This is a genomic window from Exiguobacterium sp. s191 (assembly GCF_018618955.1).
Taxonomy (GTDB): Bacteria; Bacillota; Bacilli; order Exiguobacteriales; family Exiguobacteriaceae; genus Exiguobacterium_A; species Exiguobacterium_A abrahamii.
Genome location: NZ_JACSNC010000001.1, coordinates 1,260,406 through 1,277,434, shown reverse-complemented (window position 1 = coordinate 1,277,434; position 17,029 = coordinate 1,260,406). Strand labels below are relative to the sequence as shown.

Annotated in this window: 14 protein-coding genes; all 14 read left to right on the top strand. The window is 49.0% G+C overall.

Translation table 11 applies throughout. From position 1 onward, the window contains the following. Positions 1-67: 67 nt before the first annotated feature. Positions 68-808 (top strand): undecaprenyl pyrophosphate synthase, encoded by a 741-nt coding sequence (locus KNQ09_RS06905; RefSeq protein ID WP_029342046.1) that lies wholly within the window; start codon positions 68-70, stop codon positions 806-808. Positions 809-827: 19 nt separating this feature from the next. Beyond that, positions 828-1,628 carry a phosphatidate cytidylyltransferase gene (locus tag KNQ09_RS06900; RefSeq protein ID WP_023468689.1) on the top strand — a complete coding sequence of 267 codons (801 nt, stop codon included), beginning with the start codon at positions 828-830 and terminating at the stop codon, positions 1,626-1,628. 14 nt (positions 1,629-1,642) lie between these two features. Then, on the top strand, positions 1,643-2,797 hold the full coding sequence (locus KNQ09_RS06895) for a 1-deoxy-D-xylulose-5-phosphate reductoisomerase (RefSeq protein WP_058704866.1): 1,155 nt from the start codon (positions 1,643-1,645) through the stop codon (positions 2,795-2,797). A 14-nt stretch (positions 2,798-2,811) separates the two neighbouring features. Beyond that, a complete protein-coding gene (rseP, locus tag KNQ09_RS06890) occupies positions 2,812-4,053 on the top strand; it encodes an RIP metalloprotease RseP (RefSeq protein WP_023468687.1) in 1,242 nt (413 codons plus the stop codon). 34 nt (positions 4,054-4,087) lie between these two features. Further along, positions 4,088-5,788 (top strand): proline--tRNA ligase, encoded by a 1,701-nt coding sequence (locus tag KNQ09_RS06885; RefSeq protein ID WP_214858006.1) that lies wholly within the window; start codon positions 4,088-4,090, stop codon positions 5,786-5,788. A 129-nt stretch (positions 5,789-5,917) separates the two neighbouring features. Then, positions 5,918-10,207: a PolC-type DNA polymerase III gene (locus tag KNQ09_RS06880; RefSeq protein WP_483299311.1), complete on the top strand. Its 4,290-nt coding sequence runs from the start codon at positions 5,918-5,920 to the stop codon at positions 10,205-10,207. A 129-nt stretch (positions 10,208-10,336) separates the two neighbouring features. Continuing rightward, the gene (gene rimP / locus KNQ09_RS06875; protein WP_023468684.1) at positions 10,337-10,804 is read left to right on the top strand and encodes a ribosome maturation factor RimP; all 468 of its coding nucleotides are present in this window, start codon (positions 10,337-10,339) and stop codon (positions 10,802-10,804) included. Between the two features lie 17 nt (positions 10,805-10,821). Next, positions 10,822-11,931 (top strand): transcription termination factor NusA, encoded by a 1,110-nt coding sequence (gene nusA / locus KNQ09_RS06870; protein WP_023468683.1) that lies wholly within the window; start codon positions 10,822-10,824, stop codon positions 11,929-11,931. A 3-nt stretch (positions 11,932-11,934) separates the two neighbouring features. Then, complete coding sequence (gene rnpM / locus KNQ09_RS06865) at positions 11,935-12,204, top strand: RNase P modulator RnpM (RefSeq protein ID WP_023468682.1); 270 nt, start codon at positions 11,935-11,937, stop codon at positions 12,202-12,204. Then, positions 12,197-12,499, top strand: a complete 303-nt coding sequence (locus KNQ09_RS06860; protein WP_023468681.1) for a YlxQ family RNA-binding protein — start codon at positions 12,197-12,199, stop codon at positions 12,497-12,499. Before rnpM ends, KNQ09_RS06860 begins: the two co-directional genes overlap by 8 nt. A gap of 15 nt (positions 12,500-12,514) precedes the next feature. Then, on the top strand, positions 12,515-14,686 hold the full coding sequence (gene infB, locus KNQ09_RS06855; protein WP_050677459.1) for a translation initiation factor IF-2: 2,172 nt from the start codon (positions 12,515-12,517) through the stop codon (positions 14,684-14,686). 39 nt (positions 14,687-14,725) lie between these two features. Beyond that, a complete protein-coding gene (gene rbfA, locus KNQ09_RS06850) occupies positions 14,726-15,067 on the top strand; it encodes a 30S ribosome-binding factor RbfA (RefSeq protein WP_023468679.1) in 342 nt (113 codons plus the stop codon). Between the two features lie 50 nt (positions 15,068-15,117). Beyond that, on the top strand, positions 15,118-16,026 hold the full coding sequence (gene truB, locus KNQ09_RS06845) for a tRNA pseudouridine(55) synthase TruB (protein ID WP_214858004.1): 909 nt from the start codon (positions 15,118-15,120) through the stop codon (positions 16,024-16,026). Positions 16,027-16,042: 16 nt separating this feature from the next. Then, positions 16,043-16,972 (top strand): bifunctional riboflavin kinase/FAD synthetase, encoded by a 930-nt coding sequence (locus tag KNQ09_RS06840; protein WP_214858002.1) that lies wholly within the window; start codon positions 16,043-16,045, stop codon positions 16,970-16,972. The last annotated feature ends 57 nt before the right edge of the window (positions 16,973-17,029 follow it).

Below are 17,029 nucleotides of genomic sequence, written 5' to 3'. Positions count from 1 at the left end.
TCATGGGGGGGACTCTTTGTCACACGAAGAGTCCCTTTCTTCATAATTGAGAGAGGAGGAAGTACGGATGTTTCAATGGTTGAATCAGACGAAAGAAACCGAAACCTATGACCGGGTGCCTGAGCACGTCGCTATCATCATGGATGGAAACGGTAGATGGGCACAAAAACGCGGACTTCCGCGTATCATGGGACATCGCGAAGGTATGAAATCGATTCGTGAAGTCGTTCGGGTTGCAAATGAACTCGGCGTTAAGAGTCTGACATTATACGCCTTCTCGACGGAGAATTGGACGCGTCCGGAAGAAGAAGTGAGTTTTCTCATGAAGCTACCGGCACAATTTTTAGAGTCGGATTTAAAAGAGTTAGACGCGCAAAATGTCAAAGTCGAGGTAGCAGGAGAAGTGTCACGCCTCCCTCATTTCACACGTGAGGCAGTGGAACAAGCGAAACTGGATACGCAACACAATACAGGACTTCGTCTGATTTTCGCTCTGAATTATGGAGGACGCGATGAGCTCGTACAAGTCATGCAAAAACTGGGCGCACAGGTTCAGGCAGGAACATTGTCACCGGATGCGATTACACCGGAGACGATCGAGCGCGAGCTAATGACAGGATCCGTAACCGATGTCGATTTCGTGATTCGAACGAGTGGCGAACAACGGTTATCGAACTTCTTACTTTGGCAAGCGGCGTACGCAGAGTTTTATTTTACAGATGTCTTGTGGCCAGAGTTTCGTCGGGATGCTTTCTTGGCAGCAATTGAAGATTACAATCAACGGACACGCCGATTTGGCGGCGTCTGATTAAATGAGGAACTAGCTTATGAAAACTCGGATTATCACAGGGATATGGGCAGGCGCCATCTTTTTGGCGCTTTTGTACATCGGTGGACTTCCCTTTTTAGCGTTTATGGCAGTACTAACGATTCTCGGTTATACCGAGCTTGTCCGGATGCGACAATGGAGCGGCTCGCGCATTCCACGGATTTTATTCGGGATCGGCACATTATTACCATTCGTCGGTATCTATGAAGAGGCAGTCGATCGGACACTCCCAATCGGACTTTCACCAATCGCTTGGGCAATGATCATTTTATTGATCGGTCTCTTTTGGAACGTGTTTTCGAAAAATGTCTTTACGTTCGATGATGTCGCCTTTTTACTGCTGACTGCGGTTTATGTTGGTGTCGGTTTTGCATCGTTCGCCTACATCCGCTTACTTGAACATGGATTAACGTGGTCGCTCTTGATCATTCTCTTGATCTGGTTTACGGATTCAGGGGCGTACTTCGTCGGGAAGCGATTTGGTAAGAATAAACTGTGGCCGTCAATCAGCCCGAACAAGACGATTGAAGGGGCAGTCGGTGGCGTGTTACTTGCCATCTTACTCGGTGTAGTGTTCGAAAGTATCGAACCGACAGTCGGTTTTGGGAAAGTCATTGTCCTTGCCATCATCGTTGCCGTCGTTGGGCAACTTGGTGACTTGGTCCAGTCCGCTTACAAACGCCATTATGGTGTGAAGGATTCTGGAACGTTACTACCGGGTCATGGTGGTATTCTTGATCGGTTCGACAGCATGATGATCGTCTTTACGGTCCTCGTCGTACTCGATATCTTTGCTTGAGGAGGCGCTTCATTATGAAGAAAATCAGTATCATCGGTGGAACGGGATCGATTGGTACGCAGACGCTTGATGTCATTGCGGCTAATCCAGATCTTTTTGAATTGACGAGTTTTGCATTTGGTCGCAACACGACGGTTGCTGTACCGTGGTTGAATCGTTTGCAACCGATGCTTGTCGGAGTCCAAGATGAGGCAACACGTCAAGAACTCGAGCAACAGTTAACCTATCAGCCGACGATCGTCATCGGTGAAGAAGGATTGCTTGATGTCGTAACGCATCCTGAAGTCGATACGGTCATTACAGCGGTCGTAGGAGCTGTTGGTTTACGTCCAACGCTTGCCGCGATTGAGGCGGGTAAGACGATTGGTCTTGCGAACAAAGAAACACTCGTTACGGCAGGGCACCTTGTCATGAAACTCGCACGTGAAAAAAACGTGACGATTTTACCCGTTGATAGTGAACATGCGGCGATTTTCCAATGCTTGAACGGGGAGCGGCGAGAAGATGTGCGTCAAATCATCTTGACAGCATCAGGCGGAAGCTTCCGTGATCAATCCCGTGAAGAACTGGCAGACGTGACGGTCGAACAAGCACTCGCGCATCCGAACTGGTCGATGGGAGCAAAAATCACGATTGATTCGGCGACGATGATGAACAAAGGGTTCGAAGTCATTGAAGCGCACTGGTTATTTGATGTCGACTATGCGGATATCGATGTCGTCATTCACCGTGAATCCATCATCCACTCGATGGTCGAATTCAATGATGGAGCTGTCATGGCTCAGCTTGGTATGCCCGACATGCGAGAACCGATTCAGTACGCTCTTACATATCCGTCCCGCCTTGAAATCCAAGGGGGAGAACGGTTAAACTTAAAGGAAATCGGACGCTTACACTTTGCTGATGCATCATTTGATCGTTATCCGTTGTTACGACTTGCTTTTGAAGCGGGTCAAGCCGGTGGATCGATGCCATCAGTACTCAATGCTGCGAACGAACAAGCGGTGGACCGTTTCTTAAAAGGGGACATTCGCTTTTTAGAAATCGAAGCGAGCGTCGAGGCGGCGCTTCAAGCTCATGAGCTTATCGACGAGCCTTCCTTGGATCAAATCCTTGAAGCTGATCGATGGGCGCGTGAGTTCGTATCGTCTCTTACATTCGCTAACTAAGGATGGGATAAGTAATGACGACCTTTATTTCAATCGTGCTGATGTTCGGTGTACTCGTCGCCGTCCATGAATGGGGTCATCTCGTAATGGCGAAGCGGGCAGGTATTCTCTGTCGGGAATTCGCGATTGGATTTGGACCAAAGATCTTTTCAGTGTTTAAGAATGAGACGTTGTACACGGTGCGCCTGTTGCCGATTGGCGGTTACGTCAAGATGGCGGGTGAAGAACCTGAACTCGTAGAGATCAAATCAGGTCAAACCGTCGGATTACAGTTAAAGGACGGTGTCATCGAGACGATTTATTTCGATGCAGATCAGCCACAAGTCGATCAAGTCGTTACTGTCGAGCGGATTGACTTGTTGCGTCAACTCGAACTCGTTGGGTTACAAGACGAGACATCGGTTCGATATCCTGTCTCACCGACAGCATTTCTTGTCGAAGGTCAGACACGGACACAAATTGCGCCGTATGACCGCACATTTGGTTCGAAATCCGTATGGAAACGTGTCCTTGCGATTGCTGCAGGACCGTTCATGAACTTTGTCCTCGCGTTCGTCATTTTATTCGGTCTTGCCTTATATAATGGCTCTCCAACAGGGGAAAGCGTCATCGGAACAGTACAAAAAGGTTCACCTGCTGATCAAGCAGGACTTGTTGAAGGTGACCGGATCATCTCAGTCAACGGACAGGATACAGCCAAATGGACTGATTTACGTGCTGGATTCCAAGATCGTGCTGGGAAAGCGACAGAAGTAAAATATGAGCGTGATGGGAAAGAGACGACAACTGAAATCACGCCAAAAGTGCAACAGCAAGGAGAACAGAAGGTCGGCATCATCGGTGTTACGAATGAGACAGAAAAATCATTCGGAACAGCACTACAAACGGGCGTTTCAGAAACATGGCGGATGTCGACGCTCATCGTCGGAGCTGTTGGAGATCTCGTGACCGGTGTCGTTGGCGTCGATCAATTATCAGGGCCAGTCGGGATCGTCAAGATGACCGATCAGGTCGCAGATAGTGGGTTCTCGATGCTCTTGACATGGACTGCACTGTTGTCCGTTAACTTAGCAGTCTTCAACCTATTGCCACTTCCAGCACTTGACGGAGGACGCTTGCTGTTCCTCTTCCTTGAAGCCTTACGCGGTAAACCAGTTGATCCTCAAAAAGAAGGATTGGTTCACTTCGTCGGTTTTGCGCTTTTGATGCTACTCATGCTCGTCGTCACTTGGAACGACATTCAAAAATTCTTTTAATTAATCACTCAGTCAAAGGAGTTCGTGACTCATTATGAAACAATCAAAACTATTCATGCCAACGTTGCGTGAAGTACCATCTGATGCAGAAGCCATCAGTCACCAACTCTTGCTTCGTGCAGGATTCATGCGTCAAAATGCCGCTGGGATCTATTCGTATCTACCACTCGCAAAACGAGTACTCGCAAACATCGAGACGATCATCCGCGAGGAATTAGAAGCGGCGGGTGCGCAAGAATTACTGATGCCAGCGATTCAACCAGCTGAACTATGGGAAGAAACAGGACGCTGGGATATCTATGGACCTGAATTAATGCGCTTGACGGATCGTCATGATCGCCGGTTCGCGCTCGGAGCGACGCACGAGGAACTGATCACTTCAATCGTTCGTGATGAATTGAACTCGTACAAAAAGTTACCGGTCAATCTCTTCCAGATTCAAATGAAGTACCGTGACGAACGCCGTCCACGTTTCGGTTTATTACGTGGTCGCGAGTTCATCATGAAGGACGCTTATTCGTTCCATTCTTCACAAGAGAGCTTAGACGAAGAGTATCAAAACATGTTTGATACGTATTCGCGGATTTTCACACGTGTTGGTCTTGAGTTCCGTCCAGTCGTCGCTGACTCAGGTGCGATTGGTGGTAGTGGAACACATGAGTTCCATGCGTTAGCAGCAATCGGTGAAGATACGATCGTCTACTCGGACCAATCGGATTATGCAGCGAACTTAGAGATGGCAGAGTCCATCGATGCCTATCCGAAGCAAGACAAAGCACCAGAAGCACTTGAAGAAGTGCATACGGCAGATGCGAAGACGATCGAAGCGGTCAGCGCACATCTGAATTTACCAGCAAACGAATCAATCAAGACCGTCATCTTCAAGACGGAGCAAGGGCTTGTCATGGCACTCGTCCGGGGCGATCACGAAGTCAACGATATCAAGTTGAAAAACTATCTGGGAGCACTCGACATCACGATGGCGAGCGACGAAGAGATTGAAGCAGCGCTTCACTCAACGCCTGGAACACTCGGACCAATCGGGGCAGACATGAAGATCGTCGCCGATTACGCGATTCGTGCCTTGACGAACGCTGTCTGTGGTGCAAACAAAGCGGAAACGCATTATATCCATGTCGACCCAAGTCGTGATTTCAAAGCAGAATATACAGACTTGCGCTTCGTTGAAGAAGGTGACGCGTCACCAGACGGCAACGGAAACGTTAAATTCGCACGTGGCATCGAAGTCGGTCAAGTCTTCAAACTCGGAACACGTTACTCTGAAGGAATGGGAGCGACGTTCCTCGATGAAGGCGGTAAAGCACAACCACTCATCATGGGATGTTACGGCATCGGTGTCTCGCGGACATTGTCGGCAGTCGTCGAACAGCATTATGATGAGCGCGGGATCATTTGGCCAAAAGCGATCGCACCATACGATGTTCATTTGATCGTCGTCAATGGTAAAAATGCGGAACAGCTTGAACTCGGAGAAACACTATACCGTGAGTTGACAGCTGCAGGTTTTAGCGTCCTACTTGACGACCGGAAAGAACGAGCAGGCGTCAAATTCGCCGATGCGGATTTGATCGGTCTACCGGTTCGCTTGAACGTCGGCAAAAAAGCGGCAGAAGGAATCGTCGAATTAAAAGCCCGTCGTGGTGGCGATGCAGAAGAAATTGGACAAGAACAAGTCGTTGAGGCTGTTCGTTCACTCTATGAAGGTTTAGAATAAAGAATGGAGACGGTCACTTTTCATAAAGTGACTGTTTTCTTGTCTCACACCCATTCGCCCCTTGGGCAATCCGCAAGAGGAGGAGGAGTTGCTGTCACGGTGTGAAGCGATCAGACAGCACAATTGCGAGTGGATACACAACAACGCATGTCACTGTTGCTTAGTGACTTGGAATTACCGAATGGTATCATTGAAGAATACTTTAACGAAGCAGTTCTTGAGAAGCTTCGCGTCAATAAAGCAAAAGCAACCTGGACATTTGAGATCCGCTTGCCACAGGTTTTGCCACAAAACGTCTATCAACTCTTTACGAGTCGCTTGATAAGTCGGTATCAGCAATTCGCCGAAGTCAAGGTCATCCTATACGCGGATGGTCGACCAGACGAACGCCTGTATCATGATTACTGGCCATACGTCGTGCAGGATCTCGCAGATGTCTCATCGGCGATGCGGACACAACTTGGACGGGTCTTACCGGAGTTCAAAGAACAGAAATTATTCATTCCGGTCCGGAGTGAACCGGAAGCAGGATTCTTAAAAAGTAGCTTATGTGGAGAGTTGCAGTTACTTTACAGTGCTTACGGATTTCCGAAATTCAACTGTGAACCGATTGTTCAAATCAACGAATCGAAACAAGAAGCGTTGCGCAATCAGGTGAAACAGGAAGACATGGAAGAAGCAAAACGGATGCTCGAGTTGCAATTCAAGCGGGAACAATCGCGGGATGACGATGAAGGACCGGTTGAGATCCGGATCGGGAAACCAATTCAAGATGAGATTGTCCCGATTAAGACGATCCAAGATGAGGAACGACGGATTGCGATCCGTGGTCTCGTCTTCTCGGCAGAGAGTCGTGAACTACGAAGTGGAAAGACGATCTTTACGTTTAAGATGACGGATTATACGGACTCCCTCGTCGTCAAGATGTTTGCGCGTGACGAAACAGACGTCAAGATCCTCTCAGCCATCAAAAAAGGCATGTGGATTCAGGCGGCAGGTCGCGTTGAGTTCGATACGTTCCTGCGCGATCTTTGTATGATGATTGCCCAACTGTCAGAGGTGAAGATGGAAGCCCCTGCTGACCCTTGGGCATGCGAGAAGCGTGTCGAGTTACATGCGCACTCGCAAATGAGTCAAATGGACGCCGTCATGAACGTGACGAAATACGTTGAACGCGCGGCGAAATGGGGTCATCCTGCTGTTGCGATCACGGATCACGCGGGTGCACAAAGTTTCCCGGATGCCTACTATGCCGGAAAGAAAAACGATATCAAAGTATTGTACGGAATCGAAGCGAACGTCGTCGATGATGGGGTGCAAGTCGCCTATCATCCGGTGGAACGCAATTTAGATGACGCGACATTCGTCGTCTTTGACGTCGAGACGACTGGTTTATCCGCGATGTACAACAAGATCATCGAACTTGCAGCCGTCAAAATCCACGACGGTGATATCATCGATAAGTTCGAAGCATTCGCGGATCCGAAGCATCTGTTGTCGGCGACGACGATTGATTTAACAGGGATCACCGATGATATGGTCCGGGGAAAACCAGATCCGGAACAAGTCGTCAAGGAATTCATGGACTGGGTCGGCGACTCGATTCTCGTTGCCCATAATGCTTCGTTTGATATCGGATTCTTGAATGCGACGCTACGATCCGGTGGACACGATGAATCGGTCTTGCCGGTCATTGATACGCTTGAGCTAGCCCGTGTCTTGATGCCGACGCTAAAAAACCACCGATTGAACACACTCGCGAAACGATTTGACATCGAATTGACGCAGCATCACCGCGCCATCTATGACGCGGAAGCGACAGGCTATTTGATGGTCAAATTGCTTCAAATGGCAGATGAGATGTTCGACATGAAGACACACGCCTCGCTCAACCGGGAGATGGGGAAAGATATCTCGCGGGCACGACCATACCACGCGACGGTCTATGCGAAGAACCGGACAGGCTTGAAGAATCTGTACCAATTGATTTCGATTGCTCACACGAAACACGTGCACCGTGTCGTCCGCACACCGCGCTCGCAACTCGTCGCGCACCGGGATGGATTGATCATTGGATCAGCTTGCGATAATGGCGAAGTGTTTGATGCCGCCTTGAACAAGTCGGACGAAGATTTAGCGAAAGTGATGCAGTTCTATGATTTCATCGAGATTCAGCCACCCGCGATGTATGGACATTTGATCGAACGGGAAATCGTTCAGAATGAACTCGAACTGCGCGAACTGATTAAAAAGATCATCCGCGTCGCGGAAGAACATGATATCTTACCAGTCGCGACAGGGAATGTGCATTACCTCGATCAACATGATGCCACGTACCGGGAGATTTTGATCCGGACGCAAGGTGGAGCGAACATGCTGAACATGCGAAAACAATTGCCGCCGGCGCACTTCCGGACAACGAAGGAAATGATGGACGACTTCAAGTTCCTCGGACCGGATGTGTCGGAACGTCTCGTCATCACGAACAGTCAAGCCGTCGCGGAACAGTTCGAGAACATCGACATCATTCCAAAAGACCTCTATACACCGAAGATCGAAGGGGCCGATGAAGAAGTCCGAAACTTGTCGTACGATATGGCGCACCGGATTTACGGCGACACGTTACCAGAGATCGTCGAAGCCCGACTCGAAAAAGAGTTGAAGTCGATCATCGGTCACGGATTCGCCGTCATCTATCTGATTTCCCATAAACTCGTTAAAAAGTCGCTGGACGACGGCTATTTGGTCGGTTCACGGGGATCGGTCGGATCAAGTCTCGTTGCGACGATGACCGAAATCACGGAAGTCAATCCATTACCACCGCATTATGTCTGTCCAAAATGTAAGGAATCGGAGTTCTTTGATGACGGTTCCGTTGGTTCGGGATTCGACTTACCGGATAAATCCTGTTCGAAATGTGATATCCCGTTGTTTAAGGATGGTCATGATATTCCATTCGAGACGTTCCTTGGATTTAAAGGGGATAAAGTACCGGATATCGATTTGAACTTCAGTGGAGAATATCAGCCGCAAGCCCATGCCTATACGAAAGTCTTGTTCGGTGACGATTACGTCTATCGTGCCGGAACGATCGGAACGATCGCCGAGAAGACGGCGTATGGCTATGTCAAAGGGTATCAGTCGGAGAATGAGCTGACGTATCGGAATGCGGAAGTCGATCGTCTCGTCAGTGGTGTCACCGGTGTCAAACGGACGACCGGGCAACACCCGGGTGGGATCATCGTCGTACCGGACTATATGGATATTTATGACATTAGTCCGATTCAGTATCCGGCAGACGATATGGGTTCTGAATGGAAGACGACACACTTTGACTTCCACTCGATTCACGATAACTTACTCAAACTCGATATCCTCGGTCACGATGACCCGACGATGATCCGGATGTTACAGGATTTATCAGGACGAGATCCAAAGACGATTCCGGTCGATGACCCGGAAGTCATGAAAATCTTTAGTTCGACGGAATCGATCGGCGTGACGCCGGAGCAGATTGATTCGAAAACGGGAACGCTTGGTATTCCGGAGTTTGGGACGAAGTTCGTTCGCCAAATGTTAGAAGAGACGAAACCGACGACGTTCTCGGAGCTCGTCCAGATTTCAGGACTCTCGCACGGAACGGATGTCTGGCTCGGAAACGCCAGCGAATTGATTTACAACGGAACATGTGAACTAAAAGACGTCATCGGTTGTCGAGATGACATCATGGTCTACTTGATCTATGCCGGTCTTGAACCGTCGCTTGCCTTTAAAATCATGGAGTCGGTCCGAAAAGGGAAAGGACTCTCGATTGACATGGAAGAGGCGATGATCGAGAATGACGTACCGCTTTGGTATATCGATTCTTGTAAAAAAATCAAGTACATGTTCCCAAAAGCCCACGCTGCCGCCTACGTCTTGATGGCCGTCCGGATTGCTTACTATAAGGTCCACCATCCGATGTATTACTACGCTTCGTACTTTACGGTTCGTGCGGGTGACTTTGATATCGGTGCGATGAATAAAGGCTCTGCTGCCGTTCGGAAAGTCTTGCAAGACATCAAGGATAAAGGATTTGAAGCGACGGCGAAGGATAAAGGGCTGTATACGGTTCTTGAAATCGCGCTTGAGATGATCGAACGTGGCTTTACGTTCCAAAAGGTCGATCTCTACCGCTCAAGCGCAACGGAATTCCTCATTGACGGAGATACGTTGTTACCACCGTTTAATGCCGTGACAGGTCTCGGGACGAATGCAGCGAAGCAGATCGTCGAAGCACGTAAAGGCGGCGAATTCCTCTCGAAGGAAGACCTCCAAAAACGCGCTAAGTTATCGAAATCGATCATTGAGACGCTCGATAACCTAGGCTGTCTCGAAGGGTTACCGGACGAGAATCAGCTCTCCTTGTTCGACTTGTAAGCCCTTAGGAACACTTGCTTTGAGCGCTTTCCTATGCTATATTGAGTGAGGAAATGTTTTTTATACTACGACTTGGAAGGAGTAGGGGGACCTGCTCCTTTCTTGTTTGTTTTTTGAAGGAGGATGAAGATGACGAACGTAACGGAAAAGGTCGAAGCGCTCGCAAAACCAATCGTCGAACGAGAGGGGATGGAGCTAGTCGACGTTGAATTCGTCAAAGAAGGGGCGGATTGGTTCCTACGTGTCTCCATCGACAAAGAGGGTGGCGTGGATCTTGAAGACTGCGTCAAAATCAATGAACAGTTATCGGAAGCATTGAATGACAATGATCCGATCGACGAGCCGTATTACCTCGACGTCGCTAGTCCAGGAGCGGAACGTCCACTGAAGAAAGACGAGGACTTCGAAAAGGCGATTGGGAAACATGTGTACATCAAAACGCACGATCCAGTAAAGAATGCGGTTGAATTCGAAGGAACGTTGCTCGCGTACACACCTGAGATGCTTGAAATCGAAGTGCGTGTCAAAACAAGAAAATTGAAAATTGAGATACCGGTCGACAAGATTTCACTTGCGCGACTTGCGGTAATGTTCTGACGGAAAGGAAGAGAACGATGGGACCACAGTTACTCGAGGCGATCAATCAAATCGCGAAAGAGAAGGAAATTGACAAGAACATCATCATCGATGCGCTCGAACAGGCATTGATTTCAGCGTACCGACGCAACTTCGGAAAAGAATCGGAGGCTGTAAAAGTCGAATTCGACCAGCAGACAGGAGACATCCGTGTCTTCGCGCTTAAGGAAGTCGTCGAACGATTGACACAACCAGAAGAGCAACTTTCGCTTGAAGAAGCGCACGAGATCGATCCGACATATGAACTCGGCGATTTCCATAAAGTCGAAGTGACGCCAGGCGACTTCGGTCGTGTTGCAGCACAAACGGCGAAACAGATCGTCACACAAAAAATGCGTGAAGCAGAACGCGAACGCATCTACAATCACTTCGCGGATCGTGAAGACGAGATCATGACAGGTATCGTCGAGCGTCAAGATGCACGCAACTTGTACGTCAACCTAGAAGGTATCGAAGCTGTCTTGACGACACACGAGCAAATGCCGAACGAGCGTTTCGGGATTCGTGATCGCATCAAGGTGTACGTCACGAAGGTTGATCCGATGGTCAAGGGATCAGGGGCATCGATTCTCGTATCACGGACACATCCAGGTCTCTTAAAACGTCTCTTTGAAATCGAAGTACCAGAGATTTCAAGTGGCGAAGTCGAAGTCAAGTCTGTGGCGCGTGAAGCGGGCGACCGTTCGAAAATCGCAGTCGCAGCGGACGACATCGATCCAGTCGGTGCATGTGTCGGACAAAAAGGGGCGCGTGTTCAACGCATCGTCAATGATTTGAACGGGGAAAAAATCGATATCGTCCGTTACTCGGATGATCCGAAAGAATATGTCGCGAACGCACTCAGCCCAGCTCAAGTCGTTGCGGTCTATGTCAACGAACCAGCGAAAGCGACAATCGTCGTCGTTCCAGATTTCCAACTGTCGCTTGCAATCGGGAAACGTGGTCAAAACGCGCGTCTCGCAGCGAAATTGACAGGATGGAAAATCGACATCAAGAGCGAGTCTGAAGCGGAAGCAATGGATCTCGAAGATGTCTTCGCGACGGAAGAGCCGGCAGTAGAAGCGGTCCAAGTCGAAGGCGAGGAATAATTTGTGCAAAAAAAGGTACCATTACGTAAGTGTGTCATCACACAAGAAATGAAACCGAAAAAAGAATTAATTCGTGTCGTCCGGACACCTGAACAAGAGGTCGTCATCGATTTAAATGGTAAGATGAATGGGCGAGGTGCCTATTTATCGAAAGATGCGGCAGTCATTGCGACGGCGAAGAAAAAACGGACGCTTGATCATCATTTGAAGGTCAAGACGACAGATGCCTTATACGATGAATTGCTTGAAATCGCGGGAGGTACAAATGAGTAAATGGGAATCCCTTCTCGGTCTCGCGAATCGAGCTAGAAAAGTGACGACGGGAGAAGAACTCGTACTGAAAGAAGTACGAGGAGGACAAGCGAAGCTTGTTCTTTTAGCAGCAGATGCGGGGGCTGCCACGCGTAAGAAAGTCACAGATAAATGTACGAGTTATCAGGTTCCTTACCTAGAAGTCGCCGACCGGACGATTCTCGGTCAAGCATTAGGAAAGGATGCGCGTGTTGTCGTGTCAGTCAATGAAGCCGGATTTGCGAAGAAGCTAACTGAACTCCTCTCGAACGACTAATTGGAGGTGGATCCTTTGGGTAAACGTGTATACGAATTCGCCAAGGAACAAAACGTAACAAGTAAGCAGGTCATCACCCAGCTCGAAAAGCTGGAGAAACCAGTCAAGAATCATATGGCAGTATTAGATGAACAGACAGTACAGCAACTCGATCAAGTATTTAATCCCGAGAAATATCGGGCTCAAAAGACGGAGGCTCCAAAACAAGTGAAATCAGATAATAAACCGAACCGACCAGGAAGTACAAACAAACCAGCAGGTAACCAATCACGTAACAGCAAAGGCGGACGCCCAGAATTCGGCAACCGTAACAACCGTGGCGGCAAACGTCGTCCGAACCAAAAGAAAGCAGAACCGCGTAAACTCGAAGTAGCGGATCCGAACTCGAAGTCGAGTCAACGGAAAGCAGCTCGCCGGGCTCAAGAAGAGGCGATGGCAAACGTCGTTCAATACTCTGATAACTTGACAGTCGGAGAACTCGCTGAAAAAATGGCGAAAAAACCGAATGAATTGATCATGAAATTGATGGGTCTCGGTGTCATGGCGACGATCAACCAAGATCTTGATGACGAAACAGTCGAACTGCTCGCGACAGAGTTTGGTTTTGAAGTCGAAAAGACAGTCCAAGTCGATGAGACGGACTTTGATCAATACGAATTGAACCTTGACCAGTACGAATTGTCTGAGCGTCCACCGGTCGTTACGATCATGGGACACGTCGACCACGGTAAAACGACATTGCTCGACTCGATCCGCAACACGAAGGTCACTGCAGGCGAAGCCGGCGGGATCACGCAGCACATCGGTGCTTACCAAGTTGAGATCGACGGCAAGAAGATCACGTTCCTCGATACACCAGGTCACGCGGCGTTCACAACGATGCGTGCACGTGGAGCAGATGTCACGGATATCGCGATCATCGTCGTTGCAGCAGATGACGGTGTCATGCCGCAGACGGAGGAAGCGATCAGCCACGCGAAAGCAGCTGGCGTTCCAATCATCGTCGCGGTCAACAAGATGGATAAAGAGGGTGCGAACCCTGACCGTGTCAAACAAGAATTAACAGAGTTCGAACTCGTTGCAGAAGACTGGGGCGGCGATACGATCTTCGTACCGGTTTCAGCTCTTAAAGGAGACGGCATCGACGAATTGCTCGAGATGATCCTTCTCGTCTCAGAAGTTCAAGAATACAAATCAACACCAGACATGAACGGTCGCGGAACAGTCATCGAGGCGAAACTCGATAAAGGACGCGGTCCAGTCGCTACCCTTCTCGTTCAACACGGAACACTTCGCGTTGGTGACCCGATCGTTGTCGGTCACACGTTCGGTCGTATCCGGGCAATGGTCAACGATATCGGTCGTCGTGTCAAAGAAGTCGGACCATCGACGCCAATCGAAATCACAGGTCTAAACGATGTCCCGAAAGCGGGCGATCAATTCTTCGCATTCGAAGATGAGAAAAAAGCACGCCAAATCGGTGAAGCACGTTACCAACGTGAAATCGAAGCACAACGTCGCGATTCAGCGAAAGTTAGCTTAGAAGATCTCTTCGACCGCATCAAAGAAGGCGAAGTCAAGGACCTCAACATCATCATCAAAGGTGATGTCCAAGGTTCAGTTGAAGCCTTAGCCGGTTCATTGAAGAAAATTGATGTCGAAGGTGTTAAAATTAACATCGTACACTCAGGTGTTGGTGCGATCACGGAAGGTGACGTCATCCTCGCCTCGGCAGCAAATGCGATCATCATCGGATTCAACGTTCGTCCGGATGGTAACGCGAAATCAATGGCGGATCAGGAGAAGGTTGAAATTCGTCTTCACCGGATCATCTATAACGCGATTGAAGAAATCGAGCAAGCGATGAAAGGTCTCCTTGATCCTGAATTCGTCGAGAAAATCATCGGTCAAGCTGAAGTCCGCGATGTCATCAAAGTATCGAAAGTCGGTACGATCGCGGGTGGATATGTCACGGAAGGTAAGTTAACGCGTGATGCAGGTGTCCGTGTCGTTCGTGACAGCATTGTCATCTACGAAGGAAAACTCGATACACTTCGCCGCTTTAAAGATGATGTCAAAGAAGTCGCTGCTGGTTACGAGTGTGGAATTAAGATCGAACGTTATGATGACATAAAAGTTGATGATGTCATCGAAGCGTTCATCATGGAAGAAGTCAAACGGAAGTAACAGAACGGAATCCATTCTTCCGAACTGGAGGGAACAAACATGAGTTTACGCTCGAATCGTGTCGCCGAACAGGTGCGTAAGGAAATTACGCAACTGCTCATCAAAGATGTCAAGGATCCACGCGTCAAGCCGATTACCGTCACAGGTGTCGAAGTGACAGGAGACTTGCAACAAGCGACGATCTTCTACTCGGTCCTCGGTGACGAAAAAGCACGTGAGGATGCGCGCATCGGTCTTGAAAAATCGAAAGGCTTCATGCGTAAGGAAATCGGATCGCGGATTCGTCTACGGAAAACACCTGAACTATTGTTCGAGGTCGATTCTTCTGTCGAATACGGATCACGCATTGATGAGTTGCTTCGGAATTTGAACAAAGATTAACACCTAAGGCAACCACGCGTGTGGTTGCCTTTTTTCAAGGAGGACATCACGTGGAACCCATCGGAGTATTACCACTAGATAAACCAGCCGGCATGACGAGTCATGATTGTGTCTTTCGTCTACGTCGTTTGTTTCAGACGAAAAAGGTTGGACACACAGGAACGCTTGACCCGGAAGTAACAGGTGTCTTACCGATTTGTCTCGGTCGAGCGACGAAGCTTGCCCGCTTCATCACGGATGAAGGAAAACGTTACGCGGCGGAAGTGACGATCGGCTTCGCAACGACGACAGAAGATGCACACGGAGAGACGATTCGTGAAACGCTGGTCGAACCCGGAAGTATTACTGAAGAGGCGATCGCTGATATCCTGAGCGCATTGACAGGGGAGATCGAGCAGACACCACCGTATTATTCAGCTGTTAAGGTGAACGGGAAGAAGTTATACGAATATGCACGAAAAGGGATTGAAGTCGAGCGACCGACCCGGATCGTTCGCATCGATCGATTAGAACGGACATCGGACCTTGTGTTCGAAGATGGTCTCTGCCGATTCCGCCTCGATATCGCGTGCGGGAAAGGGACGTATATCCGGACGCTAGCAGTCGAGATCGGAGAACGACTTGGTTATGCGGCACACATGAGCGACTTACGCCGGACAGGATCTGGTGCGATTGCTGAGACGGATACCGTCACACTCGAAACACTCGAATCGTATGAGACGGTCGAAGAACGGATGCAGCACGTCCTACCGATCGAACACGTCATCCAAAAATGGCCACGATTGACGGTTGATGCAGCAACAGCGCAACGTGTCTTGAACGGAGCAAAGCTGACAAGCATTCCAGTCGAATTCGAGCTGTTTACTGTCTATAATGAAGAGGACGTACCTTTAGCGCTATATCGACGTCTTCCAGAAGAACAGGTAGCACGCGTCGAGGTCATGCTACAAATCGATTAAGATCGGAGAGAGCATCATGGACATCATACATTTGACATATCCGGAACAGCCTCAAAAAGCCCCTGCTGTCATCGCACTTGGCTTTTTTGACGGTGTACATCTCGGACATCAGCAAGTCATCGCAGCAGCACGGAAAGAAGCGGAGGCTCGTCGCCTGCCTTTGGCTGTCATGACCTTTGATCCACATCCGAAACAAGTACTTGGTAAAGGGGATGAACCGGTCCGCTACATCACGCCGCTTGAATGTAAATTAGAGAAAATCGAACGCCTTGGTGTCGATCGTGTTTATGTAATTGAGTTCACGATTCCTTTCTCGGAATTGTCACCGCAAGCTTTCGTCGATGAATATCTGATTGCGTCCGGTGCAGAGCATGTCGTCGCTGGATTTGATTATTCCTACGGTCGCTTCGGAGCTGGCAAAATGACGACGCTTGATTTTCATAGTCGGGGCACGTTCACACACACCGTTGTAGCAGAGTTCCAAGAAGAAGCAGAAAAAATCAGCTCAACCCGGATTCGTCGTTTACTTGCTGCAGGAGAAGTCGAACCGGCTGCACGTTTGCTTGGAGAACCCTACCAAATCAAAGGTACAATCATTCACGGTGACGCACGTGGTCGACAAATTGGCTTCCCGACAGCCAACATGCGTCCGGAATTTTCTTACGTCATTCCGAAACTCGGTGTATATGCGACATTCGTTCGCTTAGCGGACGGTCGTCGATTCAAAGCGATGACGAACGTCGGAAGACGCCCGACATTTTATGAGACGGGAGACGTCAGTATTGAGACACATCTTCTTGACTTTGATGAGGATCTTTATGGTCAAGAATTGACGCTTGAATGGATCGCTTACTTACGCGATGAAAAAGCCTTCAATGGTATCGATCAATTGAAAGAACAATTGGCGCGGGACCGTGAAGAGGCAAATGCACGATTAAGCGTTTGACAGTACGGACAGGGTTCGTTATGATAGGTCAGTACGATCACGTACAGCCGATTCGCT